The organism is Streptomyces sp. NPDC005925 (assembly GCF_040638805.1).
In the GTDB taxonomy this organism is placed as follows: Bacteria; Actinomycetota; Actinomycetes; order Streptomycetales; family Streptomycetaceae; genus Streptomyces.
Genome location: NZ_JBEXVL010000019.1, coordinates 88,235 through 110,725, shown reverse-complemented (window position 1 = coordinate 110,725; position 22,491 = coordinate 88,235). Strand labels below are relative to the sequence as shown.

The 22,491-nt window shown below is 73.3% G+C and carries 18 protein-coding genes; 14 read left to right on the top strand and 4 right to left on the bottom strand.

Annotated features, from left to right (window positions below; genetic code table 11):
* Positions 1–502 precede the first annotated feature (502 nt).
* Positions 503–1,147 (bottom strand): aspartate/glutamate racemase family protein, encoded by a 645-nt coding sequence (locus ABZ354_RS20975; RefSeq protein ID WP_358658839.1) that lies wholly within the window; start codon positions 1,145–1,147, stop codon positions 503–505.
* A gap of 29 nt (positions 1,148–1,176) precedes the next feature.
* Entirely contained in the window at positions 1,177–1,596 is a 420-nt protein-coding gene (panD, locus tag ABZ354_RS20970) for an aspartate 1-decarboxylase (RefSeq protein ID WP_358658843.1), read from the bottom strand.
* Positions 1,597–2,214: 618 nt separating this feature from the next.
* Between panD and ABZ354_RS20965 the strand changes: the two genes are divergently transcribed.
* The 14 genes from ABZ354_RS20965 (at position 2,215) to ABZ354_RS20900 (ending at position 20,125) form a co-directional block, all read left to right on the top strand.
* Positions 2,215–2,742: a hypothetical protein gene (locus tag ABZ354_RS20965; RefSeq protein ID WP_358658837.1), complete on the top strand. Its 528-nt coding sequence runs from the start codon at positions 2,215–2,217 to the stop codon at positions 2,740–2,742.
* Positions 2,743–3,223: 481 nt separating this feature from the next.
* Complete coding sequence (locus ABZ354_RS20960; RefSeq protein WP_358658835.1) at positions 3,224–5,359, top strand: hypothetical protein; 2,136 nt, start codon at positions 3,224–3,226, stop codon at positions 5,357–5,359.
* 101 nt (positions 5,360–5,460) lie between these two features.
* Entirely contained in the window at positions 5,461–6,984 is a 1,524-nt protein-coding gene (gene pelF / locus ABZ354_RS20955; protein ID WP_358658833.1) for a GT4 family glycosyltransferase PelF, read from the top strand.
* Positions 6,981–8,387: a hypothetical protein gene (locus ABZ354_RS20950; protein WP_358658831.1), complete on the top strand. Its 1,407-nt coding sequence runs from the start codon at positions 6,981–6,983 to the stop codon at positions 8,385–8,387. The genes pelF and ABZ354_RS20950 overlap by 4 nt, the downstream gene beginning before the upstream one ends.
* Positions 8,388–8,481: 94 nt before the next feature.
* Complete coding sequence (locus ABZ354_RS20945; protein ID WP_358658829.1) at positions 8,482–9,483, top strand: GDP-mannose 4,6-dehydratase; 1,002 nt, start codon at positions 8,482–8,484, stop codon at positions 9,481–9,483.
* Between the two features lie 33 nt (positions 9,484–9,516).
* Positions 9,517–10,230 (top strand): sugar phosphate nucleotidyltransferase, encoded by a 714-nt coding sequence (locus tag ABZ354_RS20940; protein ID WP_358658827.1) that lies wholly within the window; start codon positions 9,517–9,519, stop codon positions 10,228–10,230.
* Positions 10,231–10,237: 7 nt separating this feature from the next.
* Positions 10,238–11,164 carry an NAD(P)-dependent oxidoreductase gene (locus tag ABZ354_RS20935; RefSeq protein WP_358658825.1) on the top strand — a complete coding sequence of 309 codons (927 nt, stop codon included), beginning with the start codon at positions 10,238–10,240 and terminating at the stop codon, positions 11,162–11,164.
* Complete coding sequence (locus ABZ354_RS20930; protein ID WP_358658823.1) at positions 11,161–11,823, top strand: spherulation-specific family 4 protein; 663 nt, start codon at positions 11,161–11,163, stop codon at positions 11,821–11,823. The genes ABZ354_RS20935 and ABZ354_RS20930 overlap by 4 nt, the downstream gene beginning before the upstream one ends.
* Positions 11,820–12,647 carry an endo alpha-1,4 polygalactosaminidase gene (locus tag ABZ354_RS20925; protein WP_358658821.1) on the top strand — a complete coding sequence of 276 codons (828 nt, stop codon included), beginning with the start codon at positions 11,820–11,822 and terminating at the stop codon, positions 12,645–12,647. Before ABZ354_RS20930 ends, ABZ354_RS20925 begins: the two co-directional genes overlap by 4 nt.
* A 1,136-nt stretch (positions 12,648–13,783) precedes the next feature.
* The gene (locus ABZ354_RS20920) at positions 13,784–15,280 is read left to right on the top strand and encodes a cryptochrome/photolyase family protein (RefSeq protein WP_358658841.1); all 1,497 of its coding nucleotides are present in this window, start codon (positions 13,784–13,786) and stop codon (positions 15,278–15,280) included.
* A gap of 145 nt (positions 15,281–15,425) precedes the next feature.
* Positions 15,426–16,568: a polyprenyl synthetase family protein gene (locus ABZ354_RS20915; protein WP_358658819.1), complete on the top strand. Its 1,143-nt coding sequence runs from the start codon at positions 15,426–15,428 to the stop codon at positions 16,566–16,568.
* Positions 16,565–18,136: a phytoene desaturase family protein gene (gene crtI / locus ABZ354_RS20910; protein WP_358658817.1), complete on the top strand. Its 1,572-nt coding sequence runs from the start codon at positions 16,565–16,567 to the stop codon at positions 18,134–18,136. Before ABZ354_RS20915 ends, crtI begins: the two co-directional genes overlap by 4 nt.
* Complete coding sequence (locus tag ABZ354_RS20905) at positions 18,123–19,121, top strand: phytoene/squalene synthase family protein (protein WP_358658815.1); 999 nt, start codon at positions 18,123–18,125, stop codon at positions 19,119–19,121. The genes crtI and ABZ354_RS20905 overlap by 14 nt, the downstream gene beginning before the upstream one ends.
* The gene (locus ABZ354_RS20900; protein ID WP_358658813.1) at positions 19,118–20,125 is read left to right on the top strand and encodes a DUF5914 domain-containing protein; all 1,008 of its coding nucleotides are present in this window, start codon (positions 19,118–19,120) and stop codon (positions 20,123–20,125) included. The genes ABZ354_RS20905 and ABZ354_RS20900 overlap by 4 nt, the downstream gene beginning before the upstream one ends.
* Before the next feature lie 47 nt (positions 20,126–20,172).
* On the opposite strand, the gene ABZ354_RS20895 is transcribed toward ABZ354_RS20900, so the two are convergent.
* Both ABZ354_RS20895 and ABZ354_RS20890 read right to left on the bottom strand, forming a co-directional pair.
* Positions 20,173–21,741: an FAD-dependent oxidoreductase gene (locus tag ABZ354_RS20895; RefSeq protein ID WP_358658811.1), complete on the bottom strand. Its 1,569-nt coding sequence runs from the start codon at positions 21,739–21,741 to the stop codon at positions 20,173–20,175.
* Complete coding sequence (locus tag ABZ354_RS20890; RefSeq protein ID WP_358658809.1) at positions 21,738–22,478, bottom strand: methyltransferase domain-containing protein; 741 nt, start codon at positions 22,476–22,478, stop codon at positions 21,738–21,740. Before ABZ354_RS20890 ends, ABZ354_RS20895 begins: the two co-directional genes overlap by 4 nt.
* Between the last annotated feature and the right edge of the window lie 13 nt (positions 22,479–22,491).

The following is a 22,491-nucleotide window of genomic DNA, read 5'->3' as shown; positions in this document are numbered from 1 at the left end:
GCGGTCGGGCGGGGGGGGGGCGGGGGGGGCGGGCCCCCCGGGGGGGGGGGGGGGGGCCCGCCCGCCCCCCCCCCCCCCGCCCCTGTCTCCGGGCCGTGTTCGAGGACGGCCGTCGCGGTCAACGCAGCGGCGGTCCCGGCTCCGGGTTGGGTACCGGTTCCGGGCCCGGCGGAATGGGCGAGGGGTCCGGGTCGGGGACCGGCCCGGGGCCGGGATCAGGACCGGGACCGGGCCCGGGATGGGGCGGTGCCGGGGGTGGTGCCGGGGTCGGTGCCGGCTCCGGGCCGGGCGGGGGCGGGGGCTCCGGCACCGGGTGGGGGCGGGGCTGCGGGTCCTCCGGTTCCGGGCCCGGGGTGGGCGCCGGCGGTACGGGGTCCGGGAACGGGTTCGTCATCATCCTGTCCTCCAGCCAGTCGGACGACTGCGGCTCTGGACTACTCCCCGCCTACCCGACGGCGACGCGGCCAGTCACACGGAGGCATGACGCGCGGCGGCCCCGGGGCTACCGCCGCAGCGCCGCCCCCGCCCCGGCCGCCAGCCCCCGGCGCGGGCTGGAGAGCACCGGCACGGAGGTGGTGACCAGTTGCTCGGCCGGGGCCATGGAGGCCTGGGCGAGAACGATCACGTCGGCGTCGCCGATCCCGTCGGCGACGTCGGCGACGAGCCGCGCGCAGCGCGCGGTGTCACCGGCCGCGAAGGCCGACCAGGCTCCGTCCGGTACGTGCGTCCGCACCGCGACGGGACGACCGGCGCGTACGGCCTCGTCCTCCACCAGGGCGCAGGTCGGCCCGAGCGTGCTGCCCAGGGTGGCGAGGACGACGACGCGCGGCCCGAGGGCGACCGCGGCGGCGGCCATGGGACGGTCGACGCGCAGCACGGGCACGCCGGCGTCGTCGCCGCCGGCCCCGGACTCGGCGACACCGCCGAGGGTGGAGCAGGTGACCAGCACGGCACGCGCGCCGTCGGCGACGGCCTGCCGCAGCGCGCGCCGGACGTCGGGCGCGACCGCCGCCGCCCCGTCCCGCCGGGCCCGTTCCAGCAGCTCGGGCAGCACGACGTGGCGCAGCTCGAGACCGGGGTGGTCCTGGTCGCGCAGGGCGTCGAAGACGGGGACGTGGACGGGTGAGGTGTGCAGCAGGGTGAGCACGGCCGGGCCCGTTTCTCGCGCCGGGCCGGTCAGACCGTGACGGCCTGCGGGCTGCGTTCCTGGTCCGAGCCCGGCACCGGCTCGGAGGGGTCGGCACCGAGCGCCACGATGCGGTTGTCGCGGTCCACGTGCACGACGCGGGGCTCCATCGTCCGCGCCTCGGCGTCGCCGACCTGGGCGTAGCTGATGATGATCACCAGATCGCCGGGGTGGACGAGGTGGGCGGCGGCCCCGTTGATCCCGACGACCCCGGACCCGCGCTCGCCCTCGATGACATACGTCTCCAGGCGGGCGCCGTTGGTGATGTCCACGATGTGCACGAGCTCGCCGGGCAGCAGATCGGCGGCGTCGAGCAGATCGGCGTCGATGGTCACCGATCCCACGTAGTGCAGGTCGGCCTGGGTGACGGTGGCTCGGTGGATCTTGGACTTGAACATGGTGCGCAGCATCGAGGTACTCCTGAACATGAGCTCCCTGCCCGCGTTGTTGCAGGTCAAGGGCTATCTTTCTACTCTACGACGAGTCACGTGCGCGGGCAGCGTCCCTCAGTTCCGCAGGACTCGCGCTGACCACTGGCCGACTTTTCCGACGCCTCGTCGGGCGACGGGAGGAGGGCTTCGCCCGCTCTCGCGGACCCGACCGCGACGACAGCTCCAGCCTACGCAGCACCCCCCGAAGAACGTCCGTGATCACCGTCACTCCGGCGGCCCGGGGTGTTCAGGAGCCAAGGCCGGGCGGCCGTGTCCACGTCGCCCGGACGTCGGAATCTCCCCAGGTTGCCGGGACCATGCGCGCCCGCGCCCGGACCGCGGCGCCGCTCGGCGCCAGCGCGCCGCACCGAACTGGCCATTGGCTTCACCGGGCGCGACTCCCGGCGAGGCGACCCGCGAGTGCTCCCCGTACTCCCGGCTCATCAGGGCGTTGACGTGCGGAAACAGCCCCTCGCTCCACGACGTGAAGATCAGCACACATAACCTTCACGTTACGACCACTTCCAGCCGCACTGTGTACATGACCTGTCACAGGGTGCAGACAGCGTGTCGGGACCGTACCTAATCTCCCGGCCCATGAGCTTCCTCCGCACGAGACGCTTCGGTCTCGCCACGATCATCGCCCTCGCCATCGCCCTCTTGGGCCTGGCGCCCTCCGCGCATGCCGCCGGCCCGGCCCCGGCCGAGCTGTCGTTCAGCACCGACGCAGCCACCACCACGCCCGGCGGTGCGGTGAACCTGTCGATGACCATCAAGAACAACCACACCTACGACGTCTGGTTCATCTACCAGACCATCACCCCGACCTGGCTCACCACCCAGCGTCCCGACCTCAAGTACAGCTTCACCGGCTGCAGTCTGGCGACGGACACCGGAGCCGTCCCGTGTTCCGGCACCGGGCCGACAGACCTCGGCGGCAACTACGGCGCCACCATCCCGCCCGGCCAGAGCCGTACCGTCACCCTGACCCTGCAGGTGGCCGCCGATTCGGGCTGCAACGGCAACATCGGCTTCTACTCCTACTTCTACGCCGAGTTCAGCGACAGCACCAACCTCAGCGGCGGCCCGGTCTACACGCCCGAGACCCGCGTGCTCTGCGCCTGACCGCGACCCGAGCGGCACATGACCCCGCCGAGCGGGGGACTCCTTGAACGAAGACGGCGGCCGGCCCCTGCTCCACGCCCGGCCGCCGTCGGCATGCCGCCTCCGAGGTGACTTGATCCAGTTCCACACCTGCGTGGCGTTCCGCTCTGGATCCCTGACGTTCCCCTCCGTGAAGCCGGCGATCCACGTCCCGCCGCTCGCCCGTCGACAGTAGGCGGGACACGGACCTGAGGCAGGCCCCGCCCCGCGGCGGCGGGACAAGCACCACGCGCGGCGGTCGTGTTGTCGCATTGATGTGCGCATACGTTTTTCCGTCAACTTCCCCAGGAAGAACACAAAAGCTCCACACAGACCTCACACTGTGTGGCACAACGGATGCGTTGACGACCGGCGTCTCAGGGGGGCGACGGCGTGGTCATGGGGTGGGGCAGGCTCCGACAGGAGCCCGACCGCCCCTGCCCTGGGGAGGGGTTTCCACCGCATGAGACGAACCTTTCGCACCACCGCGCTCTTAGTGGGCACGCTGATGGCGACCATCGGACTGCCTGCCGCCACGGCGCAGGCAGTCGATCCGGCACCGCGCGTGGACCTGCGCGTACTGGTCGTGGGCGACGGGGGGCCGTCCACCGACGCCATCGCCGCCGAACTGGAGAACGCCGGAACGCCGTACACCGAGGTCGACCTGACGGACACCGGCCGGGCCGTGATCGACGGGGACTTCCTCGCCGACACGGTCGACGGACGGCCACGCGCAAAGTACCAGGCCGTCGTCCTGCCCAACGACAACCCGTTCCCGACCGGCTCCGCCGAGATGGCGGCCCTCGTGGCCTACGAGCAGACGTACGCGATCCCGCAGGTCGACGCCTACACCTACGCGCGCCCCCAGGTGGGGCTCAACGCTGCGGTCGGCGCGGGCTACGCCGGCAGCGTCGACGGGGTGCAGGCCGAGGTGACGCCGGCCGGGAAGACCGGGGTCTTCGGCTACCTGGAGGGCGCTGTTCCGTTCGAGGACAACTCCCCCACCGTGGGCGAGTCCTACGCCTACCTCTCGACGCCGGCCACCGGCGCCGACTTCGTCCCGTACGTCCAGGCCACCATCCCGGGCAGGTCCACGAAGGGCTCCCTGGTGGGCGAGTACCGGCACGACGGACGACGCGAACTCGTCGTCACCTTCGTCTACAACCGGTACCAGCAGCAGTACCGGCTGCTGGCCCGGGGCATCGTGGAGTGGATGACCGGCGGGATACACCTCGGCGCCCAGCGCAACTACTTCGCGGTCCACGTCGACGACGTGTTCGCCGCCGACGACCGCTGGGACACCGAACTCAACTGCACGCCCGGCGACGTGGACTGCCAGCCGGGCGAGGGCACTCCGGACCCGATCCGCATGGTCCGGGCCGACGTCGACCACGCGTCCGCCTGGCAGTACAGCCGGGACTTCACCCTCGACTTCGCCTACAACGCCTCCGGCACCCTGGACCACCGTGAGGACAACGGCGGCCAGGACGCCCTCGCCGACAAGCTGATCACCGACCGCAACCGGTTCCGGTGGATCAACCACACCTACACCCACGCCTTCCTGGGCTGCGTGCAGGACACCGGCGTGGTGCCGTGGAAGTGCGCGACGAACGCGGACGGCTCCACCCGGTGGGTGAGCCGGAACGAGATCGCCGACGAGATCGCGACCAACGAGGCATGGGGCGTGGCGGCCGGACTTCCGCTGCGGAGCGAGGAACTGGTCACCGGGGAGCACTCCGGTCTGAAGCTGGACCCCCAGCAGCCGGTGGACAACCCCAACCTGGGTCCCGCCCTCACCGACACGGGCATCGAGTGGCTGGGGTCGGACAACTCCCGTGACCCCGTGCAGCGCCGGGTCGGCACCGCCACGACCGTCTCCCGCTACCCGATGAACGTCTTCTACAACGCGGGGCACGTGGCCGAACAGGTCGACGAGTACAACTGGATCTACACCAGTCGCGCGCAGGGCGGCAGCGGGATCTGCGAGGACAACCCCGCCACCACCACCTGCCTGCCCGCGCCGCTGGACGTCGCCACCGGCTACACCGGGCACATCGTGCCGCTGGAAACCCGGATCGCGTTGGGGCACGTCCTCGGCAACGACCCCAGGCCGCACTTCATCCACCAGTCGAACCTCGCCGAGGACCGCATCGCCTATCCGGTGCTCAACGGTGTGCTCGGTCACTACGACGATCTGTTCACCGACGAGACCCCCGTGGTGAACCTCCGCATGAAGGACATCGGCGTCGAGATGCGGCGCCGGGCCGCCTGGCGGGCGGCCCTCGACGCGGGCCAGGTCTCCGCCTACCGCATCGGCGACAGCGTGACCGTGCGGACGCCCGGCGCAGTGGAGCTCGCGGCCACCATGCCCGCCGGCACCCGGCACGGCGGCACGGGCTTCGGGACCGCCTACGCCGGCGCGGTCTCCGGCTGGGCCCCGGCCGACGGCCTGCCGTACACCCTGGACCTGCCCACCGCCGCCGGCGCGCCCTCGGCGGCCGGACCGGACGTGACGCCCGCCGCACCGACGGACACCGCACCCCGGGCCGAGGTGCCGGCCGGCGTGGAGGAGCAGGTCCCCCACGGCGCGGAGCGCTGACAGGCGTACGCCCCTCCTGTCCCGGTCGCCGCCGCGGCGGCCGGGCCGGGCCCTCGCCTCCGGGCCCGACACCCCACACCTCCCGGCCGTGGAGCACATCGATGCCCATTCCCCACGGCGCGCCACACTCCCGCGCGTCACGCGTCACCCTGCTCACCGAAGGCACCTACCCGCACAGTCACGGCGGTGTGAGCGTCTGGTGCGACCAACTCGTCACCAGCATGCCCGACATCGCGTTCGACGTGATCGCCGTCACCGGCACGGGCCGCGAGCCGGTCGTCTGGGACGTCCCCGCCCACGTCGGCCGCATCGTCTCCGTGCCCATGTGGGGTCCCGCCCCGGACGGGCGCGCGCCGCGCGGGCGCCACCTCGGGCGGCTCGCCGAGTCCTACGAGCGATTCGTGACCGCGCTGCTCGACCCTCGCGCCGAGGACGGCTTCGGCCCGTCCCTGTACGCGCTCGCACGGGCCGCCGAGGACGGCGGGCTCAGTCCGTTCCTGCGCGGGGACCGGGCCATCGGCATACTGACGGCCCTGTGGAACCGGCCCGGACTCGCGGTACGCGAGGCCCGGCCGACCGTGCAGGACGCGGTGACCGCGACCACGCTGCTGGAGCACGCGCTGCGCCCGCTGGCCGCGCCGTTCCCGGAGACGGGCGTGGCGCACGCGGTCAGCGGCGGCGTGGCGGTCCTGCCGGGCCTCGCCGCGCTGAAACGGCACGGTGTGCCACTGCTGCTGACCGAGCACGGCGTCTATCTGCGAGAGCGCTACCTCGGATACCGGACCGCTCCCTACCGGTGGCCGGTGAAGGCACTCGTGCTGGGCTTCTTCCGGCTGCTGGCGGAGGAGACGTACCGACGGGCCGCCCTGATCACGCCGGGCAACCGCTACAACCGGCTCTGGGAGGAGCGCGGCGGCGCCGCGCCGGAGTCGATCCGGACGGTCTACAACGGCGTCGACCCCGCCGCGTTCCCGCCCGCGGGCCCCGAGCCGGCCGATCCCGTGCTGAGCTGGGCCGGCCGTGTCGACCCGATCAAGGACCTGGAGACCCTGATTCACGCGTTCGCCCTGGTGCGGGCACGGGTGCCCGCCGCGCGGCTGCGCCTGTTCGGCGGCACGCCGCGCGGCGGGGAGGCCTACCGGGACCGGTGCGAGGCACTGGCCGCGGAACTGGGCCACGCCGACGCGGTCACCTTCGAGGGCCGGGTCGAGGACATCAAGGACGCCTACGCGGCGGGCAGCATCGTGATGCTCTCCAGCATCAGCGAGGGCTTCCCCTTCACCCTGATCGAAGCCATGTCCTGCGGGCGGGCGACCGTCTCCACGGACGTGGGCGGCGTCCGGGAGGCCGTCGGCGACACCGGTCTCGTGGTGCCGCCCCGCGACCCGGCCGCGATGGCCGACGCGGCACTGAGGTTGCTCGCCGACGCCGGGCTGCGCCGGAGGATGGGCGAGGCGGCCCGGCTCAGGGTGATCGAGCAGTTCACCCTCCGGCAGACCATCGACACCTTCCGCTCCATCTACCTGGAGCTGTCGCTGTCCGGTGGCCGCGGCGCGCCCGCGGCCACCGGGGAACCCGCGCCGACGACGGCGGGCAGGTCACCGGTGAGGAGCGCGGCCGGATGAGCGGACCCATATGGCTGGAGCCGGGCGGCGCGGAGCAGGACACTCTGGCCCGGCGCCTCACCGACGCCCCCACCCGCGCCCCGCGCGTCACCGGGCAGCACACGCCGGCCCTGGTCGTGCACGGCCACGGAACGCGGGACGACCCGGTGGACGGGCTCGCCGCCGAACTGGCCGACCGTATCGCGCCCGCCGTCCACCCCTACGAGGTCGCCGCGCTGCTGGAGTCCGAGGGACTCACCGGCGAGGTGATCCGGGAGAAGTACGGTCACGCGGACCTGTTCTCGCTGGCGACGGCGCTGTACCAGCGCATACCGCGGACGTTCCCCGAGCCGCCGCGGCCCGCCGATCCCTGGCGGCCGGACCATCTGCGCTGCGCCTTGCGCGGACTGCTGTTCGCGCTGCCCGGCCTCGCCTACGCGCTCGCCGGACGGCTGCTGCCCCCTGACGGCGCGGTGCGGGCGCTGGTGGTGGCCGGGCTGATCTCCTGGGCCTGGAACCAGGCACTGGGCCACCGGGCCTACGTGCGCCTGGCGACCGGGCTCCTGGAGGCGGGCCGCACCCTGGCGAAGGGGGCGCCGCTGGGCGCCGCCACCGCGACCGCCGCAGGAGTCGCGCTCTCGGGGCCGGGCGTGACGGCACTGGCCGTCGCGACCCAGTCGGCGTACCTCGCGGCGGCCGGTGTACTGCTCGTACTGAGCCGTGAGCGGTTACTGCTGGCGGTCCTCGCGCCGGTCGCCGCCGGAGGGACGGCGCTGCTGTGGTGGGAGCCCGGGACCGTGCTCCGGGCCGGGCTGCCGCTGCTGTCGCTCCTCGGCGCGGTCGCCGCGGCCGGCTGGGTGCTGCGCGCCACCCGCACGGCCCCGGCCGCGCCCGGTGCCACGCGTCCAGGACTGTGGCCGTCCCTCCCGTACGGGCTGTTCGGACTGGCCGCCGGGTCGCTGGTGTTCCTGGCGGGCCGGGACCATCCCTGGGCCGTGATCGTGCTGACCCTGAGCATGGGACCGGCCGAGTGGCTGCTGTACCGCTACCGCGGACTGTCGGTGGCGGCTCTGCGGTCCGCGAGGACACTTGCCGGGTTCCGTGCCCGTTCCGCCGCCGTTCTCGCCGGCTGCCTGCTGGTGTACCTCGGCCTGCTCGCGCCGGCGGCGCTGCTCGTGGACGCCGAGCCCGTCACCCTGCTGCTGCTCGCCGCCGCGCTGTGGATCTCCCTGCTGCTTCAGGCGTTCGGCACCGCCTGGCCGCCCGCGGCCCTGTGTCTCACCGCGGCGGTGTCCGCCGGCGCGGTGATGCTGACCGGCGCTCCACCGGGCGCCGCGGCGCTGCCGCTGTGCTGCGGTGCCGCCGTGCTCTGCCTCACCGCGGTGGCCGTACGGCAGCTGGGCCGCCCGGCCGCCCACGGCTGACGCCGCTTCACCGACCGCGCCCGCGCCACCCCGCCATCCGTCTCCCGGGCCGCCCCCGGTCCGGCACCACCCACCCACCACGGAGGACACCACCTTGACCGCTCCGCCGCTCGCCGCCGTCACCGGAGCCGAGGGCTTCATCGGTTCCCACCTCACCGAGGCGCTCGTCGCCTCGGGGCACCGGGTGAAGGCCATGGCCCAGTACAACTCCTTCTCCTCGTACGGCTGGCTGGAGACCCTCTCCCCCGATGTCCTGGACCAGGTCGAGATCGTCCTCGGTGACGTCCGGGACCCGGGCTCCGTCCGTCATCTCGTCGAAGGGGCCGACAGCGTCTACCACCTGGCCGCCCTCATCGCCATCCCGTACTCCTACCGTGCGCCCCACAGCTACGTGGACACCAACGTCACCGGCACGCTGAACGTGCTGGAGGCGGTACGGGCCGCGGGCACACCGCGGCTGGTGCACACCTCCACCAGCGAGACCTACGGCACCGCGCGGACCGTGCCGATCACCGAGGACCACCCCATCAACACCCAGTCCCCCTACGCGGCTTCGAAGGCGGGCGGGGACCGGCTGGCCGACAGCTACCACGCCAGTTTCGACACCCCGGTGGTGACGCTGCGGCCGTTCAACACCTTCGGGCCGCGCCAGTCCATGCGGGCCGTCATCCCGACCGTCATCGGCCAGGTCGCGGCCGGGGAGCGGACCATCACCCTCGGCGACCTGCGTCCCACCCGCGACTTCACTTTCGTCAAGGACACCGCGCAGGCGTTCCTCGCGGTCGGCTCCGCGCCCGCCGAGCTGGTCGTGGGCCGCACCTTCAACGCCGGAACCGGCGGCGAGATCTCCGTCGGCGACCTGGTCGCCCTCATCGGCAAGGTGATGGACACCGCGCTCGACGTCCGCGAGGACGCGCAGCGGCTGCGGCCCGCGAACTCCGAGGTGATGCGACTGGTCGCGGACGCCGGCCGGCTGCGCACGGCGACCGGCTGGAGGCCGGCGCACACCCTGGAGGAGGGCCTCGCCCACACGGTGGACTTCTTCCGCGAGCCGGCCAACCTCGCCCGCTACAAGACCGGCATCTACAACATCTGACCACGTCCGGCACGTCGAGCAAGGGGGAAGACCATGCACGCAGTCATTCTGGCCGGAGGCAAGGGCGTCCGGCTGCGGCCCTACACCACGGCCCTGCCCAAGCCGTTGGTGCCCATCGGCGACCAGCACGCCATCCTCGAGATCGTCCTGCGCCAGCTCGCCTCGGCCGGCTTCACCGGCTGCACCATCGCCATAGGCCATCTCGGCGAGATCATCCGGGCCTACGTCGGCGACGGCTCCCAGTGGGGGCTGACCGTCGACTACTCCACCGAGGAGTCCCCGCTGGGAACCCTGGGCCCGCTGCTGACGATGCGTGAGCGGCTGCCGGACCACTTCCTGGTGATGAACGGAGACATCCTCACCGACCTCGACTACGCCGACATCCTCCACCGCCACCAGGTCTCCGAAGCACCTCTGACGATCGCCACCTACGCGCGTCAGGTGAACATCGACTTCGGGGTGCTGACCACCGACGCCAGCAAGGTCGTCGGTTTCACCGAGAAGCCGAGCATGGACTACCGCGTTTCCATGGGGGTGTACGGGCTGACCCGGGCCACACTCGACGGGTACACCGCCGGGCTGCCGCTGGGCTTCGACGAGTTGGTGCTGGACCTGCTGAGTTCCGGCAACCCGCCGCACGCCTACGACTTCGACGGCTACTGGCTGGACATCGGCCGTCCCGACGACTACGACCGGGCCAACGCGGAGTTCACCAGCCGCAAGTCCCTGCTTCTCAAGGGAGCCTGAGCCCCCCATGCGCATTCTCGTCCTGGGTTCCACCGGCTATCTGGGGGCCCACGTCGCCGAGCGGCTCGGTGCCCTCCGGGGCGCGCGGGTCCTCACCGGCGGCCGGTCCCCCGCCGCCGACGTCTCCGTCGACCTCGCCACCGACTCCGCCGACCGGCTCGCGGGGACCCTGGCGTCGGTGGCGCCCGACGCCGTGGTCAACTGCGCCGGTGCGACCGGGGGCGACCCGGTGACGCTGGCGGAGGCCAACGCCCGGGGTCCGGCCGTCCTGTGCACGGCGATGGCCCTGGCCAGTCCCTCGGCCCGGCTGGTCCATCTCGGTTCGGCAGCCGAGTACGGCCCGGGGACCGGCCGGGTCCCGACGTCGGAGTCGGCGGCCACCCACCCGCTCAGCGCCTACGGGGCCACGAAACTCGCCGGCACGGTCACCGTCTCGGCCTCCGCCCTGGACGCGCTCGTCCTCCGGGTCGGCAACCCGGTGGGGCCCGGGGCGCCGCCCGCCGGGCTGCCCGGACGCGTCACCCGGTTGTTGCGCGAGGCGGGTTCGGATCCGGACGCGGTTCTCCGCCTCGGTGACCTGTCGGCATACCGGGACTTCGTCGACGCACGCGACGTGGCGCGGGCGGTGGAGCGGGCGGTGGCCGCGCCCGCGCCACTGCCGCGCGTACTCAACATCGGCGGCGGCGGAGCCGTACCGGTACGCCACCTGGTGCGCACGCTCGCGGACATCGCGCACTTCGCCGGACGCATCGAGGAACAGGGCGCCGGCTCCGCACGCTCGCAGCAGGTGTCCTGGCAGTGTTCCGACATCTCTGCCGCCAGGACGGCCCTCGGCTGGCGCCCCTCGTACACGCTCCGGGAGTCACTGGCGGCGCTGTGGTCCGCCGGCACCCGCCCCCCGTCCCCCCGCGCGGAAGGCGAACCGCCGACGTGAGCCTGCTGATCCCCCTGTACGTCCACCCGGCCGTGGACCCGGGCGCCTGGCACCGGCTCATCACGACGGCCGACCGCACCTACGCGGTCGTGCTCAACCCCGCGGACGGGCCGGGCGGCGCCCCCGACCCCGCCTTCGTCTCCGCAGCGGCCGCGCTGCGCGAGGCGGGCGCCCGGCTGCTCGGCTACGTGGACACCGACTACGGCACCCGGCCCGCTGCGGAGGTCACCGCGGATGCCGCCCGGCACCGGGAGTGGTACGCGACCGAGGGCTGTTTCCTGGACCGGGTGAGCGCGTCCGAGGACGCGCTGCCCGCCTACCGGAAGCTGGTGCGCGCGCTACGCCATCAGCGCGCGTCGCCCGTGGTCCTCAACCCGGGCGTACACCCGGCCCCCGGCTACGCCCGGATCGCCGATCTCGTCGTCACGTTCGAGGGCCCCTGGTCCGCCTACGTGTCGGCTTTCAGCAGACCCGACTGGACGGCACGCTATCCGCCCGACCGGTTCTGCCATCTGGTGTACGGCGTACCCGAGGCGCTGGCCCCGCTGGCCGTGCGCACCGCCCACGAGCGTGGCGCCGCCGTGTCGGGCCCGGTGACCGGGGAACCACCCAACCCGTGGGCCCGGCTGACACCGGTACTGACCGGAGCGGAGCGGTGAGGCACGGAGCCCGGGCGTGGCCGATCCTGCTGACCGTGTGGGCGGTCGCGGTGACGACCGTACTGGCGGGCTGTTCCGATACGGGAGGCGGCCGGAGCGCGACGCCGGACGGGCCGGGTGAGGGGCGATGGCAGCCTCGTCCGGGGCTGGCCTGGCAGTGGCAGCTCGACGGGAGGGTCGACGCCGCGGCGGCCGACGTGCCGGTCTACGACATCGACGGCTTCGAGAACACCTCCGTGGACGTCGCCCGCCTCCACCGCCTCGGCCGCAAGGTGATCTGCTACATCGACGTGGGTTCCTGGGAGGACTACCGGCCCGACAAGGATGCCTTCCCCCGCTCGGTGCTGGGCGGGCCGAACGGCTGGCAGGGCGAGCGCTGGCTCGACATCCGGCGGATCTCCCTGTTGCGGCCGATCATGGAACGGCGGTTCGACATGTGCCGGAAGAAGGGATTCGACGCGGTAGAACCCGACCTCGTGGAGGGGTACGCCGACGACACCGGCTTCCCGCTCACCGCCCGGGACCAGCTCAGGTACAACCGCATGATCGCCGACATCGCTCACCAACGCGGTCTTGCGGTGGGCCTGAAGAACGACCTGCCGCAGATCCCGCAACTGGTGGACACCTTCGACTTCGCGGTCAACGAGCAGTGCGCGCAGTACGGCGAGTGCGCCCGGCTCACACCGTTCATCGAGGCCGGCAAGGCCGTCTTCCACGTCGAGTACACCGAGCCCGCCCACCGCTTCTGCCCCGAGTCCCGCAGGCTGGGGCTGTCCTCCATGCGGAAGAAGTGGGAGCTGGGGGCCTGGCGCAGGGCCTGCTGACGGCGACGCCGGGACTCGGCGGGTCTCGGCGCCTCGGGGCGGGGCCCGCGGCCCTGCTCGTCGTGGCGAACTCCGTGCCACGAAGGGAGGATCGGTCACGCGACGGCCGTCGACACCCGGTCCCCGTCGCGCGACGGCTTCGCGCGCAAGCCCCGCTGGATCATTCCGGCGGGGTTTCGCGTGCGAGCCCCTCGGATCGCGCACCATGCGGCTCACCCGTCCGGCGGGCAGGGCGGGACCTCCCGATGAGCCGGTGGAACCCCGGCCCGTTTCCTCTCCCGGCCCCGGGCCGTCGGCGCCGCCGCCCACGACGACGTGTTGCCGGCGCGGGCGGCTCGATGCGGCCGGTGATCGCCCCGCACGATCCCGGGCGTCCGGGGCTTGCGGCGGGCTGACCGGGGCGTATGCCCTCGCGTGGCGGTCCTTGAGGCCGGGACGGCGGGCCGTTGTGCTGAACAGCGTGTCGGCGGCGGCCGTGGTGGCCGGACTGGATGTGGGGGTGCGTGCGCCGGCCGCCGTCGCGGGGTGCCCTGGCCGGGTCCGCGACGGACCCGGGCGGTTCCCGGTTTCCCGTCACGGCCCTGGGCGGTCTCGCCGCGACAGGCGCGGTCGCGCTGGGGGGTCCATGATCGGTCGAGAGGTACGATACGGGGACGAACAAGGAGGAAAGGGACCGTGGCGACGAACGGGCGGCGGGACGCGGCGCGGCTGCACTGTCCGGTGACCGGTGCCTCCGGGCGCAGCGGCGGACACCTGGTGCCGGAGGTGCTGGAGACCGGTCATCGAGTGCGGTGTCCGGTCCGCACACCGGTCGGACGTTGCGGGCGTACGCGGTGACACCCGCGGCGGGGTGCACCCCGGTGTCCCCCCACCCGGCGGCGACCGAGCCAACCCGCCCGGACGACCGGTCCCGGGCGGACCACGTGCCGGCCACCGCGGCTGCGCGGCACGGCGCCGCGGTCCCTCGGGCAGTCGGCGGGGAGGACCCGCCGGTGCCGCCCGTCGAAGGCCGCGTTCACCGGCGGGTTCCGGCGGAACACCCTGACGGACTCGACCACATGGCCCCGCTCATCGACCTCGCCGACGGGACGGCAGCTTCAGGCACGCCCGTGGCCGCCACTGAGGAGACACCCGTCGTGCACTGGCTCTTCGGCGACCAGCTCGGTCCCCACTTCCTCACCCCGGGCGAAGACGGGCCCGGGCCGGACACGCCCCTGCTCATGATCGAGGCACGCTCCGTCTTCCGGCGGCGCCGTTTCCACCGGGCGAAGGCCCACCTCGTGCTGTCCGCGATGCGCCACCGCGCGGTCGAACTCGGCGACCGTGTCACGTATCTGCGCGCCGACACCTACCGGCAGGGGCTGGACCGAGCGACGCGCGGGCGCCCGCTCAGCGTCCACCACCCCACCTCGCACGCGGCCCTCCGGCTGGTGCGTGGTCTCCCCCGGGTGACGGTGGGCCCAGCGCGCGGATTCCTGGTGCCGATGGCCGACTTCGTCCCGTGGGCGGACGGGCACGGGGGGAAGCGCCTGCGGCAGGAGGACTTCTACCGCTGGGTCCGCCGCAGTCACGACCTGCTCATGGACGGCGACCGGGCCGCGTCCGGCCGGTGGAACCTGGACCACGACAACCGGGAACCCCCGCCCCGCGGCACCACCAGTCTCCGGATCGCCCGTCCTTACCGGCCCCGCGAGGACGACATCGACGAAGAGGTCCGCCACGACCTCGACCGGTGGGAGCGCGACGGGGATGTCTCCTTCGTCGGACGGGACGGGCCGCGCCTGTTCCCCGCGACCCGCGCGGAGGCGCGACGGGCCCTGCGGCGCTTCGTCGAACACCGGCTCGCCACGTTCGGACCCTACGAAGACGCCATGCTCGCCACCGATCCCGTCATGAGCCACAGCCTGCTCTCCTCCTCGCTGAACCTCGGCCTGCTCGACCCCGCCGAATGCGTCGAGCAGGCGGAGAAGGAGTGGCGCGAGGGCCGGGCGCCGCTGAACAGCGTGGAAGGCTTCGTGCGGCAGATCGCCGGCTGGCGCGAGTACGTCTGGCAGCTGTACTGGTACTTCGGCGAGGACTACCGGCACTCCAACGCGCTGCGTCACACCGCCCCGCTGCCCGGCTGGTGGAGCGACCTGGACGCGGACGCCGTCCGGGCGAACTGCCTGCGTACCGTCCTGGCCCAGGTGCGCGACACGGGATGGACTCACCACATCCCCCGGCTGATGATCCTCGGGAGTCACGCACTGCAGCGCGGATGGGACCCCGCCGCGGTCACGGACTGGTTCCACCGCTGCTTCGTCGACGGCTACGACTGGGTGATGCTCCCCAACGTCGTCGGCATGTCCCAGTACGCCGACGGCGGCCGGATGACGACCAAGCCCTACACGTCGGGCGGCGCCTACGTGAACCGCATGAGCGACCTGTGCGGTCCCTGCGTCTACCGGCCGGGCGACCGGACCGGCGAGCACGCGTGCCCGTACACCGCCGGCTACTGGGCCTTCCTCGACCGGCACCGGGAACAGCTGGCGGGCAACCAGCGCGTCGCCCGGCCGGTACGGCAACTCGACAGGCTCACCGACCTCACGGAAGTACGCGAACAGGAGCAGGCACGGGGTGACACACCGCCATGAACCCCGTGCCGAGGGGCCACTGGGTGAGTCGGCCCGTGCCGAGGTCGCGTGCCGGCGCCGTACCGGGCGGCTGTCGGCGCATCCGGGTCCGGGGACCGGCGGGAGCACTGACGTGCGGATGACCAAGAGCGAGAAGGGGTTGTGCATGCCTGGACTGCCGCCGACGGTAACCTCACCGGCCGAACTCGTCGAAGACCCTCTCTCCGCGCCCGACGCCACGGACGCTGCCGGCACCGTCGTCGAGCGGGTCCTCGGCGAACGACTGCGTCACGCCCGTACCGTCGATCCCGTCTTCGCCCGGGAGCTGGCCGACCGCCTGGCCGCGCTGGTCGAGCGGGGCGGCAAACGGCTGCGTACCGCGTTCACGCACTGCGGCTGGCGCGCTGCGGGCGGATCGGGTGACAACACCGCGGTCCTGCGGACGGGGGCCGCACTCGAACTGCTCCAGGCATGTGCCCTCGTGCATGACGACGTGATGGACGGATCCGTGCAGCGCAGAGGCGCCCCGGCCATGCACGTCCAACTCGCCCGCAGGCACCGGGCCGCGGGCATGCACGGCTCCGCGGAGTCTTTCGGGACATCGGCCGCCATCCTCGCCGGTGACCTGGCGCTGGCCTGGGCGGACGACGTGCTGACGGAGGCGGCACTCGGTACGCCGCACGGCCGGCGCCTGCACGAGGAGTGGCGGGCGATGCGCACCGAGATGGTCGCCGGACAGTACCGCGACCTGCACGCCCAGGCGGCTCGGTCGTCCGGTGTCGACGAGGCGCTGGCCATCGCCACACTGAAGAGCGCCCTGTACACCGTCGCCCGTCCCCTCGCGCTGGGCGCGTCGCTGGCAGGGGCCGACGATCACGTGCTGAACGCGCTGCGGGCCGCCGGACGATGCGCCGGGCTGGCCTTCCAGCTGCGTGACGATCTCCTGGGCGCCTTCGGCGACCCGGCGCTGACCGGCAAACCGGCCGGCGACGACCTGCGGTCCCGCAAGCTCACGTACCTCCTCGCCGTCGCCCTCCAACTCGCCGGCGCCGCCGACGATCACCGGGCCGTCGCGACGCTGACTCCCGACGCCGACCCGAAGTCCGAGAACGCCGTGCGGCAGGTGAGGGCGGCACTCGAGCGCACCGGGGCCCAGGACCTGGTGCAGGCGAGGATCGCGGAGTTGACGGACATGAGTCTCGAGCACTTCGAGCACACCGGCGCACACCCCGCCGTACGGCACGAGTTCGCCACCCTCGTCCAGCGTGCGACGGGCGTGGTGCCGCGCCGTGCCGAGGAGGTCGCGTGAGGAGGGTGCCGGGGCCGACCGACCATGTCGTCGTGGTGGGTGCCGGACTGTCCGGACTGGCCTGCGCCCTGCACCTGCTGGGCGCGGGCCGCCGGGTCACCGTCGTCGAACGGGACGCCGGTCCCGGCGGCCGGGCCGGCCGCGTGCGCCTGGGCGGGTACGAGATGGACACCGGCCCCACGGTGCTGACCATGCCGCATCTGGCCGACGAGGCGTTCGCCGCCGTCGGTGACAGCCTCCACCGCCGGGTCGAGCTGGTGGCTCTGCATCCGGCCTACCGGGCCTGCTTCGCGGACGGGACGTCCCTCGACGTGCACACCGGCGGGGAGGCGATGGAGGCGGAGGTGCGGCGCTTCGCCGGACCGGCACAGGCGGCCGGCTACCGCGACCTGCGGCAGTGGCTGGAGCGTCTGTACCGGGCGCAGATGCGCCGTTTCATCGACACGAACTTCGACTCACCCTTCCGTCTGCTGCACCCGGATCTGGTCCGGCTGGCGGCGCTGGGCGGATTCGGACGGCTGGACGGCCGCATCGGCCGTTTCCTCTCCGACGACCGGTTGCGCCGCGTCTTCTCGTTCCAGGCGTTGTACGCCGGTGTGGCCCCGGCCCGCGCACTCGCGGCCTATGCGGTGATCGCGTACATGGACACCGTGGCCGGCGTCTGGTTCCCCAGGGGCGGCATGCACGCACTCCCCCGCGCCATGGCCGACGCGGCGGCGGAAGCCGGTGCCGAGCTGCGCTGGACTGCCGAAGTGAGCGCGCTGGAGCGCTCGGCGGGCCGCGTACGGGCCGTCCGCCTGACCTCCGGCGAGCGGATCACCTGCGACGCGGTGGTACTGACGTGCGAGCTGCCCGCTGCCTACGGACTGCTGGGACGTCGGCCCCGGCGTCCGGCACCGACGCGTCACTCACCGTCCGCCGTGGTCCTGCACGCGGGCACCGACCGCACCTGGCCCCACCTCGCCCACCACACGATCTCCTTCGGCACCGCATGGGAGCGCACGTTCGACGAGCTGACCCGTACGGGCGAGCTGATGAGCGACCCGTCCCTGCTGATCACCCGCCCCACCGCACACGATCCCGCCCTGGCACCGCCGGGACGTCACCTCCACTACATCCTCGCTCCCTGTCCCAACACCACGATCGGTCCCGCGGCCGCCACGTGGCGGGACCTCGGCCCGCGCTACCGCGACCGCCTGATCGGCGAACTGGAACGCAGGGGCCTGGACGGCTTCGCGGACAGCGTCCAGAAGGAGCTCCTGGTGACCCCGCTCGACTGGGCGAGGCAGGGCCATGCCGCCGGCAGTCCCTTCTCCGTCTCCCACACCTTCGCCCAGACCGGACCGTTCCGCCCGCGCAACCTCGTACGAGGGGTGGAGAACGCGGTACTCGCGGGATGCGGGACCACTCCGGGCGTCGGCGTACCGACCGTACTCATCAGCGGCAAACTCGCCGCCGCGCGCGTCACCGGGGGCCCCGGCCCCCGGCCCGCACGGGCACGTCCGCCCCTGGCCGCGGCAGGCTCATCGTCCGTTCCGGCCCCGGCAGGTGCTGATGACCCGTCGTGAACTGGACGCGGCCGGGATCACCGAGCCCGCGCTCCGCGCCGCCTACGCCCAGTGCCGACGGCTCCACGCCCGCCACGGCAAGACCTACTTCCTGGCCACCCGTCTGCTGCCACTCGAACGCCGCTCGGCCGTGCACGCCCTGTACGGCTTCGCCCGCTGGGCCGACGACATCGTGGACGACCTCGACCGGCACCGTACGCCCGAGGAGCGCGACCGGCTGCTGCGCCGTCTGGCGAGCGACCTCGCGAGCGGGCTGCGCACCGGTGCCGGCGCTGAACCAGTCGTCCGGGCCGTCGCCGACACCGCCGACCGGTACGACATCGGGCATGCGCTCTTCGCCGACTTCCTGACCTCGATGCGCGCCGACCTCACGGTCACCGACTATCCGACCTATGCCGACCTGCAGGGGTACGTGCATGGTTCGGCGGCGGTGATCGGCCTGCAGATGCTGCCGGTCCTCGGTACGGTCACCGCCCGGGAAGAAGCGGCACCGCACGCGGCGGCGCTCGGTGTGGCGTTCCAGCTCACCAACTTCCTGCGCGACGTGGGCGAGGATCTCGACCGGGGCCGGGTCTACCTGCCCGGCGACCTGCTCGCCGCCCACGGTGTGGACAGGCCGCTCCTGGAGTGGAGCCGGCGCACCGGGAGCCCCGACCCCCGGATCCGCGCCGCTCTCGTCGCGGCGGAGGCCCTGACGCGGGACGTGTACCGGACGGCGGAGCCGGGCATCGCCATGCTCGATCCGCGGGTGCGCCCCTGCATCCGGGCCGCGTTCACCCTGTACGGCGGGATCCTCGATGCGATCGCCGAACAGGATTACACCGTGCTGCACCGTCGTGCTGTGGTGTCCGGTCGGCATCGGGCGGCCACCGCCGCGGCCGGTGTGCTGGGCGTTGCCGGTGCCCGGTGGCGCGCTCGCGCACCGCGCCGGGCGGCGGCGGGCGGTGACGGCGGGCGGTCCGGCATTCGAGTGGAGGGGCGATGAGTGACCGAAGGGGTGGAAAGCCCTGGTCGCCGTTGCGGCGCCGAGGTTCCGGCCCGGACTGGGCGGCGCAGGCACAGACCTGGTGCCAGGCGCGACCGGCGCTCATCGCCGACGCGCTCAAGCGGGCGTCCGCCCGTCCCTCCGGCAACTGGTTCGTGGTCGGCGCCTCCCGGGACGTGCGCGCGGGCGAGCGTCCGTACGGCAGGACGGTCGGTGGTGTGGAAGCCGTGTTGTGGCGCTCGGACGACGGGGAGCTGCACGCGGGGCCGGGCGTGTGCCCGCACCTCGGCGCTCCCCTGCGCGAGAGCAGGGTGGTGTGCGGCACCCTGGTGTGCCACTGGCACGGCCTGGTCCTGGACGGTTCTCCGTTCGCCGGCTGGCAGCCGTTCCCCGTGTACGACGACGGCGTGCTGGTCTGGGTACGGCTGGACGAGGTGGGTGGCGAGCCGCCCACTGAACGACCCGTGGTGCCCGCACGGCCCGCGCCGGGCAGCGCGATGGACGCGGTGTTCACGACGGTGGGGCGATGCGAACCGCAGGACGTGGTGGCCAACCGGCTCGATCCGTGGCACGGGCCGTGGTTCCACCCGTACTCGTTCGTCGACCTGTCGGTGGTGCGGGAGCCGCGGGGCGACGAGCACGACGCCTTCGTCGTCGATGTCTCCTTCCGGGTGGCCGGGCGGCTGGTCGTCCCGGTGCGGGCCGAGTTCACCGCGCCGGAGCCGCGCACGGTCGTGATGCGCATCACCGACGGTGAGGGCGTCACGTCCGTGGTGGAGACGCATGCGACGCCGTTGACGGGGCTGGACCACGAACGTCCGCGCACCGCCGTGGTCGAGGCGACCGTCGCCGTGTCGGACCGGCTCGGCTTCGCCCTCGCCCGGGCCGTCGCCCCCGCGCTGCGACCGCTGATGCGCCGTGCGGCCGGGCGTCTGTGGCGCGACGACCTGGCCTACGCCGAACGGCGGTGGACGCTGCGCAGCACGGGACGGTTTCCGGGCTGAGCAGATACGAGTGGCCTCCCCGGTTCCCGGGAGGGGGAGGCCACCGGTCAGAGGCGCGGGCGGCGGGCCGCCACTGCTCGGAGCGCCCTGAGCGCGGGTGAACGGCCCGACCTCGGGACCGTCCACAGCACTTGTCCCCGTACGCCCCAGTCGGCCAACAGGGCGTTCGCCGCCAGGAAGCCGGTGGTGGCGGCTCGTTCCATGAGGGCGACCGGCAGGTCGCAGCGGATCGTGTCACCGGCCAGGACCAGCCATGGGTGGGGGCTGCGTACGGTGGGGCGCCGATGGTGGGAACCGACCGCGAAGAGCGGGCAGTCCGAGCGCCACTCGTGCCGGGCATCGACGATGTTCGCCTCGCGGGTCTCCGGGTAGACCTGGTGCAGCCGGTCGACGAGCAGGTCCTGCACCTCTTTCCGTTCCGCCGCGGGATCCACGGCGTACGCGTGCAGTTCCACGGCCGAACCCCCGGTCCGCGCGGCCCATCCGGCGGCCTCCCCCTCGTACCGCTCCAGGATGCTGATGTTGTCCAACCCGCCGTAGCCGCTGGTGCCGAGGAACCCGGGCCGCTCGGCGCGGACCGGCCGGTCGAGCCAGAGCCGGGAGACGAGGAACGGCGGTGCGGTACGCAGGCCGGCGATGCCGTCACGCCAGCCGGGGGTGCCCAGGCCGGGTGACGCGGCGACGGTCTGCCGCAGCCCCCCGGTGTCGAGGGCGAGCACCACGGCTCGGTGGCGGTCGGTACCGGCGTCCGTGCGCACGTCCCCTCCTCCACCGTCGCCGGGGAGGACGGCGCGCACGGGGGTACCGGTCCGCACGGCGGCCCCGAGGCGCTGGAGGTAATCGCCGAGCGGATCCCAGAGGGCCTGGGGGAAGGGCTCCCGCGGTACGTCGAAGAGCAGTCCCTCGGCCGAGCCGAGGAAGTAGATGTGGAACATCAACAGCAGTTCGGCGGCGGACAGTTCGTGCGGGTCGGCGAAGAAGCTGCGCGAGAACACCTCGAAGGCCAGGTGGTGAGCGGCTTCCGGGAAGCGCACGCTCCTCAGGAACTCGGTGGCGGTGACCTGGTCGAAGCGTTCGTACACCTCAGGCACGCGCACGTCGAGGAGCGGGAGCGCGGCCCTGGCGTCCATGGCCGCCAGGTCCCGCCAGCCGAAGGTGGGGCTGAGGGCGACGAAGCCGAGCGCGCTGAACGGCGGGGTCCTCGGGACGCGCGCGAAGCTGTCGGTCAGGCCGCTGCTGTGCCGCAGGGGGTAGTCGGGCAGCGGGGTCAGTCGCGACAGGGCGGAATCGGTGCGGCGGAGCAGGCCGCGAAGGTTGTAGTACTGGCGGAAGAAGGCGTGGAACCCGCGGGTCAGGGTCACGGGGGTGCCGTCACTCAGCGTGGTGCGCCGGCCGGAGAGCCTCCCACCGAGTGAGTCCTCCTTCTCGTACAGGGTCACGCGGGCGCCGCGTTCGGCGAGCAGGGTGGCCGCCGCCAGACCGGCGATTCCGCCGCCGATCACCGCGACGGACGGTTCGTCCCCGCGGGGGAATCGCTCCGCGCCGGGCGCGGGGAACAGGATCTCGGCCCTGCGGTCGCGGCCCCGCCGGGCGGCAGGGGTTCGGCGGGCGGTCATGGTGCGTGCCCCCCTGCGCTGGTCGAGCCGCCGTTGCGGGCGAGGAAGGTGTGCACGATGCCCGTCTGCCATCCGGCGACGGGGGCGACCCGCACCGAGGTCAGGCCGGCCCGGGTCAGCCGGGCGGCGAATTCGGGGGCGGTGTCGAAGGCGACGACGCTGTGCCAGAGATGGCGGTACAGGGCACCGTCGCCGGTGCACCGGCCCGCGGGGATGACGAGCCCGTGGCACACCGCCGTCCACAGCGCCCGGTGCGCCCGTGAGCCGCTGAGGCTGTACTCGTGTGCGGCGAAGCGTCCGCCCGGCCGCAGGAGTCTCCGGACGGTCTTCAGGGCCGCGTCCGGGTCGGTGAGGTTCCGGAACAAGTAGGCGGCGAAGACCGCGTCGAAGGGGCCTTCGCCGGCCGTCGCCAGTTCCTCGGCGGTCAGGTGGAGGAAGCGCACGCGTGCGGGGGCGGGCCACGCCTTGGCCCGTGCGCGGCGCAGCATGCCCGCGGAGGCGTCCACGGCCGTGATCCGGGCCCGGGGCGCGGCCCTGAGCAGGGCCCGGGTGGAGGCGCCGGTGCCGCATCCGAGATCGAGAAGGTGCAGTCCGGCTCCGTCGTCGGGGAGGGTGAGGCGGCGGGCGGAGCGCAGGAGGCCGGTGCGGTGGCCCGGGTTCAGCGTGGTGAGGCTGTCGTAGGTGCGGGAGGCGTGGTCGAAGGCGCGGGTCAGCTCGTGATCGCGCAGGAGGTTCATCGTCGGCTCTCTC